8 protein-coding genes are annotated in these 13,460 nt (G+C 76.5%); 5 read left to right on the top strand and 3 right to left on the bottom strand.

All coding sequences use genetic code 11. From position 1 onward, the window contains the following. Positions 1 to 2,412 carry a GH1 family beta-glucosidase gene (locus tag Sru01_RS36480; protein ID WP_307812059.1) on the top strand — a complete coding sequence of 804 codons (2,412 nt, stop codon included), beginning with the start codon at positions 1 to 3 and terminating at the stop codon, positions 2,410 to 2,412. A 216-nt stretch (positions 2,413 to 2,628) separates the two neighbouring features. Here the strand turns inward: Sru01_RS36480 and Sru01_RS20140 are convergent, their stop codons facing one another. Next, positions 2,629 to 4,071, bottom strand: coding sequence for an aminotransferase-like domain-containing protein (locus Sru01_RS20140; protein WP_203988783.1), 1,443 nt, complete (start codon positions 4,069 to 4,071; stop codon positions 2,629 to 2,631). On the opposite strand from Sru01_RS20140, the gene Sru01_RS20135 reads away from it, so the two are divergent. Then, on the top strand, positions 4,070 to 5,035 hold the full coding sequence (locus tag Sru01_RS20135) for a DMT family transporter (protein ID WP_203988782.1): 966 nt from the start codon (positions 4,070 to 4,072) through the stop codon (positions 5,033 to 5,035). The two genes, Sru01_RS20140 and Sru01_RS20135, sit on opposite strands and share 2 nt — an antisense overlap. 215 nt (positions 5,036 to 5,250) lie before the next feature. Continuing rightward, complete coding sequence (locus Sru01_RS20130) at positions 5,251 to 6,555, top strand: MFS transporter (RefSeq protein WP_203988781.1); 1,305 nt, start codon at positions 5,251 to 5,253, stop codon at positions 6,553 to 6,555. A 15-nt stretch (positions 6,556 to 6,570) separates the two neighbouring features. Here Sru01_RS20130 and Sru01_RS36270 read toward each other — a convergent pair whose 3' ends face one another. Then, positions 6,571 to 8,484, bottom strand: a complete 1,914-nt coding sequence (locus Sru01_RS36270) for a serine/threonine-protein kinase (RefSeq protein ID WP_275412190.1) — start codon at positions 8,482 to 8,484, stop codon at positions 6,571 to 6,573. A 195-nt stretch (positions 8,485 to 8,679) separates the two neighbouring features. Between Sru01_RS36270 and Sru01_RS20120 the strand changes: the two genes are divergently transcribed. Together Sru01_RS20120 and Sru01_RS20115 are read left to right on the top strand one after the other, a co-directional pair. Next, positions 8,680 to 8,946: a DUF6504 family protein gene (locus Sru01_RS20120; RefSeq protein ID WP_203988780.1), complete on the top strand. Its 267-nt coding sequence runs from the start codon at positions 8,680 to 8,682 to the stop codon at positions 8,944 to 8,946. Continuing rightward, entirely contained in the window at positions 8,946 to 12,515 is a 3,570-nt protein-coding gene (locus Sru01_RS20115; RefSeq protein ID WP_203988917.1) for a DNA polymerase III subunit alpha, read from the top strand. The genes Sru01_RS20120 and Sru01_RS20115 overlap by 1 nt, the downstream gene beginning before the upstream one ends. A 96-nt stretch (positions 12,516 to 12,611) precedes the next feature. On the opposite strand, the gene Sru01_RS20110 is transcribed toward Sru01_RS20115, so the two are convergent. Further along, entirely contained in the window at positions 12,612 to 13,289 is a 678-nt protein-coding gene (locus Sru01_RS20110) for a hypothetical protein (protein ID WP_203988779.1), read from the bottom strand. Positions 13,290 to 13,460 lie beyond the last annotated feature (171 nt).

Below are 13,460 nucleotides of genomic sequence, written 5' to 3'. Positions count from 1 at the left end.
ATGACCGCCACCACGACCGTCCGCGAGCGGGCGCTGAAGTTCCCCGACGGGTTCGTCTGGGGGGCCGCGACGGCGGCCTTCCAGGTGGAGGGGGCGACCGGCGCGGACGGCCGCGGCCCGTCGATCTGGGACACTTTCTGCCGGCGGCCCGGCGCGGTGGCGGGCGGCGCCACCGGGGACACCGCGTGCGACCACTACCACCGGTACGCCGGGGACGTCGCGCTGATGGCCGAGCTGGGCATCGAGGCCTACCGGTTCTCGGTGTCGTGGCCGCGGGTGCAGCCGCCCGGCAGCGGGCCGGCCAACCAGGCGGGGCTGGACTTCTACCAGCGCCTGGTGGACGAGCTGCTGGAGGCCGGCATCGCGCCGTACGCCACCCTCTACCACTGGGACCTGCCCCAGGCGCTGGAGGACGCCGGCGGCTGGACCGCGCGCGACACCGCCCACCGGTTCGCCGACTACGCCCGGCTGGTGTACGACCGGATCGGCGACCGGGTGCACACCTGGCTGACCGTCAACGAGCCGTGGGTGGCGGCCAGCCTCGGCTACGGGGTGGGCGTGCACGCGCCGGGGCGAACCTCGGCGGCCGAGGCGCTGGTCGCCTCGCACCACCTGCTGCTCGCGCACGGCCTGGGCGCTCGGGCGCTGCGCGAGGCGGGCGCCCGGGAGATCGCGCTGACCCTGAACCTGGCGCCGGTGCTCACCCCGGCCCAGGTGCACGACCCGGCCGCGGTGCCGGCCGAGGCGGACGCCGAGGCGGTGGCCCGGGTGGACTGCCTGATCAACCGGCAGTTCCTGGACCCGGTGCTGCGCGGCGAGTACCCCGCCACCACGCTGGACATCATCGAGCGGATCGCCGGGCTCGGCCACATCCGGGACGGCGACCTGGCGGCGATCAACCAGCGGGTCGACCTGCTGGGCATCAACTACTACACGCCGTGCGTGGTGCGGGCCCGGCCCGGCGAGCCGGCCAACCCGGCGTTCCCCGGCACCGAGGGCATCGAGTTCACCGGCGGGCAGGCGCCGACGACCGCCGTCGGCTGGCCGATCGTGCCGACCGCGCTGACCCGGCTGCTGCTGCGGCTGTCGCGCGACTACCCGGGGGTCGGGTTGATCGTCACCGAGAACGGCGCCGCGTTCGAGGACGAGGTGACCGGCGAGCACGTGCACGACGCCGACCGGACCGCGTTCCTGGAGGGCCACCTGCGGGCGGCGCACGCGGCGCTGGAGGCCGGCGCCGACCTGCGCGGTTACCACGTCTGGTCGCTGCTGGACAACTTCGAGTGGGCCGAGGGGTACCGGCCGCGGTTCGGCATCGTGCACGTCGACTTCGCCACCCAGCGGCGCCGGCCCAAGGACAGCGCGCTGTGGTACCGGGACGTGATCGCCCGCGGCGGCCTGGGCTCGCGGCGTCCCCGGCGGCCGACCCTGGAGGAGGTGGCGGCCCGGGCCGGGGTGTCCCGGTCCACGGTGTCCCGGGTGATCAACGGCGAGCGGACGGTGGCGCCGCAGGCCCGGGAGACGGTCATGCACGCCGTCGCCGAGCTCGGCTACGTGCCGAACTCGGCGGCCCGCAGCCTGGTGACCCGGCGCACCGACACCGTCGCGCTGGTCGTGCTGGGCGAGGGGGCGGTGCCGTCCCCGGACGGCGACGACGACCCGGTGTTCGCCGCGGCCGTCCGCTCCGCGGCGCACGCCCTGGAGCGGGCCGGCCGGCAGGTGATCCTGGTGCCGGCCGACTCCGGGGACAGCCGGCGGCGGGCCGAGGGGTACCTGACCGCCGGGCACGCCGACGGCGCGTTGCTGGTGCCGTCCCGGTCCACCGATCCGATGCCCGGCACGCTGGCCGCCGCCGGGGTGCCGGTGGTGGCGCTCGGCCGGCCGCGGGCGGCGGTGCCGTACGTCGAGGCCGACGGGGCGGCCGGGGCGCGGGCCGCGATCCGGCACCTGGTCGCGGCCGGCCGGCGGCGGATCGCCATGATCGCCGGCCCGGTGGAGGGCGTCGCGGTGGACGGCCGGCTGGCCGGGTACCGGGCGGCGCTGCGCGAGGCGGGGCTGCCGGAGCTGGTCGTCTCCGGGGGGCGCACCCGGGCGGCGGGCGCGGCGGCGGCCCGCGGGCTGCTGGCCGGGCACCCGGAGGTGGACGCGGTGTTCGCGGCGAGCGACCTGCCGGCGATCGGCGTGCTGCGCGAGCTGCGCACGGCCGGCCGGCGGGTGCCCGACGACGTCGCGGTGGTGGGGTTCGGCGACGTGGACGCCGCGGCGTACACCACCCCCGCGCTGACCACGGTGCGCGAGGACGTGGCCGGGCAGGCGGTGGCGGCCGTCCGGATGCTGCTGGCCGCCATCGAGGGCGACCCGGTGGCCTCGGCGATCCTGCCGTGCGAGCTGGTGGTCCGCGAGTCCGGCTGACCGCTCCGCGTCGCCGGGCGGCGCCGGGCGGCGGCGGGCCGGCGACCGCGCCAGGCGTGCCGGGCCGGCCCGCGAGCGGGTGCCGGGCCGGCCCGCGACCGGGTCGGCAGGCCGCCGCCCGACCGGGTGCCGGGCCGAGCGTGCGGCTACCGGCCTGGTCGGCGGACGGCGTGGGCCGGGAGCCGGGCGGAAGGGCGGGGCCGGCAGATGACCGGGTCAGTCCTGGTCGGGCGGGCCGGCGGGCCGGCCGGCCCGCTGGCGGGCGAGCGCCCGGCCGATCGCGCGGGCGCCGTCGGGGAAGGCGCCGGGGTTCGGGCCGGCGTAGTTCAGCCGCAGGTAGCGGCCGGTCGGCTCGGCGGGGAACCACTCGTCGCCGGCCGCCACGATGACCCCGGCGGCCTCGCAGTCGCCGGCCAGCCGGGGCAGGTCGGTGGTGTCGGGCAGCCGGACCCACAGGTTGAGCCCGCCCGGTGGCAGCCCTTCCAGCCGGGCGGCGGGCACGTGCTCGGCGAGCGCGCCGGCCAGCAGGTCGCGGCGGGCGGCGAGCTGGTGGCGCAGGCCGCGCAGGTGGGTGCGCCAGGCGGGCTGGGTGACGACGTCGAGTGCCACCGCCTGCAGCAGCCCGCTGACGTACATGGACTCGGCCTGGACGTCGGCGAGGATGCGCTCGCGGGCCGGGCCGCGGGCGACGATCGCGGCGACCCGGACGGCCGGGGACACGATCTTGGTGAGCGAGCGGAGGTAGACCACGTGCCCGCCGTCGTCCCGGGCGGCGACCGGCACCGGGTCGGCGGAGATGCCGAAGCCGTGCGCCCAGTCGTCCTCGATCAGGAACGCGCCGTGCTCGCGCACCAGGTCCAGCACCCGGCCGGCCAGGGCGGGCGGCCACTGGGCGCCGGTGGGGTTGGCGAAGTTGGGCTGGGCGAAGAAGGCGCGGGCCCCGGTCTGCTCGAACGCGCGGGCCAGCGCGTCGGGGTCGGGGCCGTGCGGCCCGCAGGGGACCGGGACGACGCGGACGCCGGCCCGCGCGGCGGCGGCGATCGCCCCCCAGTAGGTCGGCGACTCCAGCAGCAGCGGGCGGTCCGGGCCGACCAGGGCGCGGAAGGCGGTGGCCAGCCCGCTCTGGCTGCCCGGCAGCACCACGACGTCGCCCGGCGCGGGCGGCGCGAGCCCGGCGGGCATCGCGGCCCCGAGCTCGGCGGCGAACCATTCCTGCAGCTCCGGGAGTCCGGCGGCCGGCGGCCTGGCGACGGCGGCGCCGCCGCGGGCCGCGCGGGTGAAGGCGGCTCGGACCAGGCGTTCGGGCAGCAGCTCGCGGTCCGGGTAGCCGGAGTGCAGCGCGATCATGTCGTTCGGGACGGTGCGCAGCGTGATGGACGGCCGCGGCGGGCGGTCGCGCGGCGTGCCGAGGGCGGCGGTCTGCCAGCCGTAGTCGTTCGGGCGGGCGGTGCGCGCCGCCCGGACGAAGGTGCCCACGCCCGGCCGGCTCTCGACCAGCCCCTGGGCCGCCAGCGCGCGCAGCGCCTTCTGCACCGTGACCGGGCTCGCCCCGTACCGCGCGACCAGAGCGCGGGTGGCCGGCAGCCGGGTGCCCGGGGCCGCGGTGGCGATCCAGGAACGGAGATCGGCGGCGATCCGGCCACTGCTATCGTGGTCCATGAAGCTCAATAGTAGCGCTACTCTGCCCGACCGGCCGGTGCTATCGGGGTCCCGGGCCGGGCTGGGCTGGGGCCTGCTCGGGGTGGCCGGGTTCTCGTTCACCGTCCCGTTCACCCGGGTGGCCGTGCAGAGCGGCGCCATCTCGCCGCTGTTCGTGGCCTCCGGCCGGGCGGTGGTGGCCGCGGTGCTCGCCGCCGGGGCGCTGGCGCTGACCGGTCAGCGGCCGCCGCGCGGCGGCCAGTGGGCCCGGCTGGCGGTCGTCGCGGCCGGCGTGGTGGCCGGCTTCCCGCTGCTGACCTCCTTCGCGCTGACCGCCGCCCCGGCCGGCCACAGCGCGGTGGTGATCGCGCTGCTGCCGGCGGCCACCGCGGTCATGGCCGTGCTGCGCGGCGGCGAGCGCCCGCCGCCGGCGTTCTGGGCGATGGCGGCGGCCGGCGCGGCCGTCACGGCCGGGTTCGCCTGGTGGCAGGGCGGCGGCGGGTCCGGCGGTTTGCGCTGGGCCGATCTGCTGCTGCTCGGCGCGGTCGCCGCGGCCGCGGTCGGCTACGCCGAGGGCGGGCTGCTGTCCCGGGAACTCGGCGCCTGGCAGACGATCTCCTGGGCGCTGGTGCTGGCCGCGCCGGTCATGCTCGTGCTGGCCGGGCTGGCGGCGGCGGCCCGGCCGCCGGCCGGGACCCCGGCCGAGTGGGCGGCGTTCGGCTACCTGGGCCTGGTGAGCATGTTCCTCGGCTTCTTCGCCTGGTACCGCGGGCTCGCCATCGGGCCGATCGCCCAGGTCGGCCAGATCCAGCTTGTCCAGCCGGTGCTGGGGGTGAGCTGGGCGGCGCTGCTGCTGGGCGAGCGGATCACCTGGGCCACCGTCCTCGGCGGCCTCGCGGTGATCGGGTGTGCCGGGCTGGCCATCCGAACGCGACAGAAACCCTCCATTCCGGATAAAAGCGATAAATCGACAATCGCCGAATAGTGAGGTTAATAACGTCATATTGACGGCCGAAAGGCGGGCCCATATCGTGATGATCAACGGTAACTGGGTCCCCTAACTTGGCGCCGACCCGCGTCACCGTCCGGACACCGCTGTTTACAGTGCCAGACATGGCCCTCGTTAAGCAGGTCGAACGCTGGAGCGACCCTCCGGGGCGCCGGGCCCGCGGGTCGGCCACCCGGAAAGGACGCCACCGGGTGAGCGCCACCAGGCCCGCCGACCGGGCGGCGCCGGGCGCCGCGGCCGACCGGCCGGCCACCTTCCGCGACGTGTTCGGCGTCGCCGAATACCGGGCGATGTTCGGCGCGGCGCTGCTGTCCTGGGTCGGCGACTATTTCGCCAAGGTGGCGGTGACCTTCCTGGTCTTCCAGGGCACTGGCTCGGTGCTGCTGTCCGCCGCCGGCTTCGCGATCAGCTATCTGCCCTGGGTGGCCGGCGGGCCGGTGCTCGCCGCGCTGGCCGAGCGTTACCCCTACCGCCGGGTCATGATCGTGTGCGACCTGGTCCGGATGGTGCTGATCGGCCTGATGGCGCTGCCCGGCACGCCGCTCGCCGTGCTGCTGCTCCTGCTGCTCGGCGCGTCCCTGCTGACCCCGCCGTTCCAGGCGGCCCGGTCGGCCATGGTGGCGCAGCTGCTCACCGGCGACCGGTACGTGGTCGGCCTGTCGTTCCAGAACATGGCCGGCCAGGCCGCCCAGGTCGCCGGGTACGCCGCGGGCGGCGTGGTGGCCGCGCTCGACGTCCGCACCGGCCTGGTGATCAACGCGGCCACCTTCGCCGCGTCCGCGCTGCTGCTGTGGCGCGGCGTCCGGCCCCGGCCCGCCCCGGCCGCCGCCGCGGCCCGCCGGTCGCTGCTGCGGGAGACCGGCGACGGGCTGCGGCTGGTCTTCGGGCACCGCGTCCTGCGGCCGATCGCCCTGGTGGTGTTCAGCGTCACGGCGATCGTGATCGTCCCCGAAGGGCTCGCCGCCGCCTGGACGCCCGCGTTCGGCGGCGGATCGCAGATCACCGGCCTGCTGATGGCCGCCGCCCCGGTGGGCTGCGTCATCGGCGCCGTGGTCACCCGGCTGACCGGCCCGGAGCGGCGGCTGCGCCTGGTCCGGCCGCTGCTGCTCGCCGGTCCCGCGCTGCTGGTGCCCATCCTGCTGGCGCCGCCGTTCGCGGTGGCCGTGGTGCTGGTGCTGCTGGCCACCGCGGCGGTCAACACGGTGCTCGTCCCGCTGAACGGCCTGTTCGTGCAGATGCTGCCGGACGCCTTCCGCGCCCGCGCGTTCGGGATCATGCAGGGCGGCATCCAGCTCGCGCACGCCGCCGCGGTGCTCGCCGCCGGCGCGCTCGCCGAGCGGGTCGCGGTGCCGGTCGTGATCGGCGGCTGGTCGCTGGCCGGCCTGGCGCTCATGGCGCTCGCCGTCGGCCGGTGGCCGGGCCGCCGGGTCGTCGCCGAGGAGGTCGCCCGCACCACCGCCCTCAACCGGCCGCAGGCCGCCCCCGCCGCCGGCTGAACCCGCCGCCGAGGGTCAGCCGGCCGGGGAGGTGCCGGTCCGGGCGTCGGGGGTGCCGGACACGCTGAAGTCGTCGAACGAAAGCTTCATCGCCGCGTCCGGGGTGGCCGGCACCCGGGCCAGGAAGCCGACGTCGCCGTTCGGCAGCGGCGCCGAGGTGTCGGTGTAGGACTGCACCTCCGCGCCGTTCACCCACATGGTGAGCCGCATCCCCTCGCCGGTCCGGTCGCACTCGGCCTGCAGTCGCACCGGATCCTTGCCGTCCAGCCCGGACACCGGCGCCGGCGGCGGCAGGTCCCCGCCCGCGCCCTTGACGACCCGGCGGATGCGGGCCTTGCCGTCCCCGGTGAGCAGGAACTCGTACCGGGTCGGCTTGTAGGTCTCGTCGGCGGACCGGCACATCAGGCCGTACTCGCCCTGGGTGGACTTCTGGCGCGGGGCGACGGTCACGGCGAGCAGCAGCCGGCCCGGCGTCGTCGGGGTCGGCGTGGCACTCGGGTCGGGGGTGGCGGGCTGGGCCGGCACGAACGGGATGGGCGCCTTCTCCACCCGCTCGGGGTGCTCGGTGTCCACGTCCACCGCGTAGAAGCCACCCGGGGCGTACCCCCAGCTGCTGCCGTCCTCGCCGGTGTAGGTGGATCCGCCCCAGCCGCCGTTGTTGTCGCCGAAATCGTCCTGGTACAGGTAGACCAGGTCGGTCGGCGGCCCGGACGGCAGCAGCGTGCGAACCCCGAGCGTGACGGTGACCGCGACCACCACGGCGGCGGCGATGATGCCGATCAGGCGCAGCCGCCGGGTGGTTCGTGTGCCGGGCTCCGCCGCCCGGCCGGCCGGACTCGCCGGCGCCGGGCCGTACCCGCCCGGCCGGCCCGGGCCGCCCGGACCTTGACCGCCCGGACCACCTGGACCCGGGCCTCCATGGCCTCCCGGACCACCCGGGCCGTAGGCGGTCGCCGCCGGGGCGTGGCTCGCGGGGCCGTATCCGGTGGGAGCTGGGCCGTGCGCGGTGGGGGACGGCCGGGACGGGACGGTCGGCGGCGGGCCGGTCAGGGTGGACGGCGGGCCGGCCAGGGTGGGGTCCTGCCGCCAGGCCGCCGCGACCGACCGCTCGGCCTGCTCCGGCCCGGTCCGGCCGACCATCTGGTCGAGGATCGCCTGGGCGGCCGGCCGCCGCGCCGGGTCCTTGGCCAGGGTGGCGGCCACCAGCGAGCGCAGCGGTTCCTCCAGCCCGGCCAGCGACGGCTCGGTGTTGAGCACCTGGTACATGATCGACGGCATCGAGTCGCCGCCGAACGGCGGGGTGGCGGTGCCGGCGAAGGCGACCAGGCAGCCCCAGGAGAACACGTCGCAGGCGGGGGAGGCCGGCTCGCCGCGCAGCACCTCCGGGGCCATGTACCGGGGCGTGCCGAGCAGCTGCCCGGTGCCGGTGATCCCGCCGAGGGTGTCCAGCGCCCGGGCGATGCCGAAGTCGATCACCCGCGGCCCGACCGGCGAGAGCAGCACGTTGGACGGCTTGAGGTCGCGGTGCACGACGCCGGCCGCGTGGATGGCGGTCAGCGCGGTGGCCACCCCGACGGCCAGCGCGTCCAGGCTGGAACCGCGCAGCGGTCCGGCGTCCCGCACCGCCTCGTGCAGGTTCGGCCCCTCGACGTACTCGGTCACCACGTACAGCTGGTCGCCGTCCAGGTCGGCGTCCAGCACGGCCGCCGTGCAGAACCGGCGCACCCGCCGGGCCGCCTCTGCCTCGCGGCGGAACCGGGTGCGGAACTCCTCGTGCCGGGCGTACTCGGGGTTGATCACCTTGATCGCGGCCGGCTGCCCCGCCGCGTCCCGGCCGAGGTAGACGGTGCCCATCCCGCCGCGGCCCAGCCGGCCGAGCAGCCGGTACCGGCCGATCTGAGGGGGGTCACCGGGACCGAGGTCGTTCAACGTGTCGCCTTTGCCGCTGTCCACCTGTTGGCGGCGCCAGCCTATCGAGATCGGCCCGTGCCGGAACCATGCTCACCCGTCCGGCCGGTACCGGGGTGTGGTGATTTGCCGTCCAGCCCCGGAGAACATATGTTCGAACCAGCACCGTCTTCCCCCGGGTGCCCCATAGTTCCGCGAGCCCGGGAGAAGACCGCCTTGAGCAGAATCTACGGTGATCCCGTCGAGGTGTGGGTGCGGGACGGCGAGCCCGCCCGCTTCGTCTGGCGTGACCGGCTCTACGTCGTGCGCCGGGTCCTGGACCACTGGGTGACCTCCCGCGAGTGGTGGAAGGTCTCCGACACCGACCCCGGCGAGCGCCGGTTCTGGCGGGTCGAGGCCACGCCCGGTGGTGACCCCGGCACCTACGAGCTGCGGTTCGACACCGCCGCCGAGGGCTGGCTGCTGCTGAGGGCGTGGGACTGATGTTCCCCCACCTGCACGTCGCGTCCGCCTACTCGCTGCGGTACGGCTCGGCGTTCCCCGCCGACCTGGCCGGCCGGGCGGCCGGGCACGGCGCCGGCATCCTCGCGCTGACCGACCGCGACGGCATGTACGGCGCGATCAAGCACGTCCAGGCCTGCCACGACGCGGGCATCGCGCCGGTCGTCGGCGTCGACCTGGAACTGCGGCCCGCGGCCGGCGACCCCGGGCGGGCCGGCCCGCCGCTCGCCGGTGCCGGCCCGGCGGCCGCGGCGAGCGGCGGGGAGGACCGGGTCACCGTGCTGGCCCGGTCCGGCGGCTGGGCGCACCTGTGCCGGCTGACCGGCGCCGCGCACGCGGCCGGCCGCCGCGGCGAGCCGTGGGTGACCCGCGAGATGGTCGCCGAGCACGCCGGTGGGCTGCTGGTGCTGCTCGGCCCGCGCTCCGACGTCGGCCGCGCGGTCGCCGGGCGGCGCGACGAGCACGCCCGCGCGCTGCTGCTGGCCTGGCGGGCCGCGGTCCCGGACCTGGCGGTCGAGGTGGTCGACCAGTACGGCCCCGGCCAGGCCGCCACCGCCGCCCGGATGCTCGCGCTGGCCGGCTCGGCCGGGGTGCCCGCCGTGCTGACCAACGCCGTGCGGCACCTGGACGCCGGCGACTACCGGGTCGGCGACGTGCTGGACGCCGCCCGCCGGCTCGTCCCGCTGCACGCCCGGCACCTGGACCACTCCGCCTCGCACGCCTACCTCAAGAGCCCCGCCGAGATGGCCCGGGTGGCCGCGCGGATCTGCGGCGGCGACCCCGGCCGGGCGCGGCGGCTGCTGGCCGCCACCCGGGCGGCCGCCGAGCGGTGCGTCCTGGACCCGCTGGAGGTGCTCGCGCTGCGCGGCGGGCGGGAGCGGCTGCACCTGCCGGAGGTGGCCGGCGATCCGGTGGCCGAGCTGCGCCGCCGCTGCGACGACGGGCTGGCCGCCCGCGGCCTGGCCCGCTCCCGGGAGGCGCGCGACCGGCTGGCCGCCGAGCTGGCGGTGATCGAGAACAAGCGGCTGTCCGCCTATTTCGTCGTGGTGTCCGACATCACCGGCATGATCCGCGAGATGGGGGTGCGCTGCGCCATCCGCGGCTCCGGCGCGGGCAGCCTGGTCAACTACCTGACCCGCATCGGCGAGGTGAACCCGCTGGAGCACGGCCTGCTCATGGAGCGCTTCCTGTCCGAGGGCCGCAAAGGGCTGCCCGACATCGACGTGGACGTGGAGTCGGCCCGCCGGCTGGACTGCTACCAGGCCATCCTGGACCGCTACGGCCCCGAACGGGTGGCCTGCGTGTCCATGATGGAGACCTACCGGGCGCGCAGCGCCATCCGCGACGTCGGCGCGGCCATGGGGCTGCCGCCGCACGAGATCGACGCCATCGCCAAGGCGTTCCCGCACATCCGGGCCCGGCAGATCCGCTCGGCGCTGTCGGACCTGCCGGAGCTGCGCGGCAGCGGCCTGGACGACCAGGCGCTCGCCACGGTGTTCCTGCTCGCCGAGCGGCTGGACGGGTTGCCCCGGCACATCGCGCTGCACCCGTGCGGCGTGCTGGTCGGCAACTCCGGGCTGCGCGACCGCACCCCGGTCGAGCGCAGCCTGCTGGACTTCCCGATGAGCCAGTTCGACAAGGACGACGTCGAGGAGGCCGGCCTGCTCAAGCTGGACGTGCTCGGCGTGCGCATGCAGTCGGCGATGGCCTACGCCCTGGCGGAGATCCGCCGGGTGGACCGCGCGGAGATCGACATCGACCGGGACGTGCCGCGGGACGACCAGGCCACCTACGACATGATCTGCACCGGCCGGACGCTCGGCTGCTTCCAGATCGAGTCGCCCGGCCAGCGCGAGCTGGTGGCCAAGCTGGAACCGCGCACGATGCACGACCTGATCGTGGACATCTCGCTGTTCCGCCCCGGGCCGGTGAACTCCGACATGGTCACCCCCTACCTGGAGGCCCGGCACGGCTGGCGCGAGGCCCGCTACCCGCACCCCGCGCTGCGGCCGGCGCTGGCCGAGACGAACGGCGTCGTCATCTTCCACGAGCAGGTGCTGCGCATCGTGGACGTGATGACCGGCTGCGGCCTGTCGGAGGCCGAGCGGATCCGCCGTGACCTGGCCACCCCCGAGGGCCGGGAGCGGGCCCGCGCCTGGTGGGAGGCCGAGGTGCTGCCCGAGTACGACCGGGAGACCACCGACCGGGCCTGGCAGGTGCTCGACGCGTTCGGCTCGTTCGGGTTCTGCAAGGCGCACGCGGCGGCGTTCGCGCTGCCCACCTACCAGTCGGCCTGGCTGAAGCGGCACCACGCCGCCGCGTTCTTCGCCGGGGTGCTCGCCCACGATCCCGGCATGTATCCGGGCCGGGTGATCCTGGACGAGGCGCGCCAGTGCGGGGTCGCGGTGCTGCCGCTGGACGTCAACGCCTCCGGCCGCGACTGGCAGGTGGAACGCCTGGCCCCGCCCGGCGCCGGCTATGGCCTGCGGGTGCCGTTCTCGGCGGTCAAGGGGATCAGCGAGCCGGAGGTCGAGCGGATGGTCGCCGGCCGGCCCTACACCTCGCTGGCCGACTTCTGGGCGCGGGCCCGCCCGTCCCGCCCGGTCGCCGAGCGGATCATCCAGGCCGGCGGGTTCGACGCCCTCTACGGGCTGCGCCCCGGCGAGCCGCGCTGGCGGCCGGGCGAGCTGACCCGCCGCGACCTGGTCGCGCAGGCCGGCGCGCTGCACCGGGCGTCCGCCACCGGCGTGACCGCGCGCCGGACCGGCCCCGGCCCGCGCACCGGGCCGCGCACCGGCCCGGCACCGGGCACCGGCGCCGGGCCGCCGGGCGGGACGGCCGCGCAGCTCCCGCTAGGGTTCACCGAGCATGTGACGCCCGGCGAGCTGCCCGAGATGACCGAGGCCGAGGCGGTGGCCGCCGAGCTGGACATCCTCGGCCTGGACGTCAGCCGGCACGTGATCGCCTTCTACGACGAGCTGCTGGACGCGCTGGGGGTCGTCCGGGCGCGCGAGCTGCTCAGGATGCGCAACGGCGCGGAGATCCTGGTCGCCGGGGTCAAGGTCGCCACCCAGACCCCGGCGGTGCGCTCCGGGCAGCGGGTGATCTTCACCACCCTGGACGACTCCACCGGCCCGATCGACCTGACCTTCTTCGAGTCGGTGCAGGGGCACTGCGCGGCGACGCTGTTCGGGTCGTGGCTGCTGGTCGCCCGGGGCGCGGTGCGGCGGGTCGGCGCCCGGGCGGTGTCGCTGCGCGCGCTGGACTGCTGGAACCTGGCCGAGCTGGACGAGCTATGGCGCGCCGAGGGCCCGGCGGCGGTGCGGGCCGTCCTCGATGCCGCCCCCGGGCGGTCCGGCGGTGTCGGCGGGCGTCCGGTCGAGTACGGCAACGGCTACCGGCTGTCCCCGTACGCCGACATCGGCCCGGCGCCGGGGCTGCGCACCCCGCCGCGCACCCTGTGGCACGCCAGCCAGGGCAGCTCCGGCCCGCCGGCCGCCTTCCCGCGCCGCCGCACCCTTCCCGCCGGCGGTGACCGGGCGGCCGGGTGAACCCCGTCCTCCGTCCCGGCCGGTCTCACCCCGGGCCGGACCTCGGTCCCGGACCCGCCTGAACCCCAGGCCGGGACCCGGTCCCGGGCCGGGACTTCAGTCGCGGGCCGGGTAGGTGTGCCGGGGGAGGGAACGCAGCGCGGGCAGCAGCTTCAGCCGGGGCGCGATGCCCGACGGGCGGGCGCTCAGCCGGGCGGCGGTCACCTCGCGGACCGTCGCCGCGCACAGCACCGCCGCCAGCACCGCGACCGCGAGCTCGCGCGGCCCGATGCCGGTCAGCGTCCGGCCGCCCGCCGGGTGCGCCAACGGCAGCCGGACGAAGACCAGGAACACCATGGTGAGCCAGGACGCCCACCAGGCGGCGAGCAGCGTCAGCCAGACCGCGTGCCGCTCCCGGCGCAGCCCGGCGTCCCGGCGCAGCGAGTGCAGCAGCAACGCGGGCGCCACCAGATCGACCACCGGCACCAGCCAGGCGAGGGCGATCGCGCCGGGCGCGGCGCCGGCCTGCCGCAGCCAGGCGAAGTAGGAGCAGCCGGCGGCGATCGTCGTGGCCGCCACCAGCAGGATCAGCACGGCGAACCAGGTCGCCGCGCCGGCGACGGCCTGCGTCCCCGGGGCGTGCGGGTCGCCGCCCAGCTCGGCCACCTGCCGTGCGAGCAGCCTGCCCCGCGCCTCCTCGAAGATCACCAAACAGGTCAGGGTGGCGATCTGGGCGGCGAGCGCCAGATAGACGCCGGCGGCCGACCTGCGCACCGCTGATCGGGTATGGCGCATGGCTTCCTCCCTGGCATGCGCTGAAGGTCGTGTTCGCTGCGCGACGTAGCGCGACGCCTGATCTCACTCCTATCCAGCGCGCCTCTCCGTTAATCGACGGGGCGACCGATAAGACCCAAGATCTCCACGTGCGGATCTAGGGTTCTGTTCACGAGACCCCCGGTCCGCCAT

It is taken from the genome of Sphaerisporangium rufum, from assembly GCF_016863395.1.
In the GTDB taxonomy this organism is placed as follows: domain Bacteria; phylum Actinomycetota; class Actinomycetes; order Streptosporangiales; family Streptosporangiaceae; genus Sphaerisporangium; species Sphaerisporangium rufum.
Note: the sequence above shows the minus strand (reverse complement) of the source record. Positions and strands in the feature narration are given on the sequence as shown.

Coding starts and splice junctions, on each gene's coding strand:
- Sru01_RS20115 (WP_203988917.1), top strand. CDS start 8,946: ATGTTCCCCCACCTGCACGTCGCGTCCGCCTACTCGCTGCGGTACGGC.
- Sru01_RS20110 (WP_203988779.1), bottom strand. CDS start 13,289: ATGCGCCATACCCGATCAGCGGTGCGCAGGTCGGCCGCCGGCGTCTAT.
- Sru01_RS20135 (WP_203988782.1), top strand. CDS start 4,070: ATGAAGCTCAATAGTAGCGCTACTCTGCCCGACCGGCCGGTGCTATCG.
- Sru01_RS36480 (WP_307812059.1), top strand. CDS start 1: ATGACCGCCACCACGACCGTCCGCGAGCGGGCGCTGAAGTTCCCCGAC.
- Sru01_RS20140 (WP_203988783.1), bottom strand. CDS start 4,071: ATGGACCACGATAGCAGTGGCCGGATCGCCGCCGATCTCCGTTCCTGG.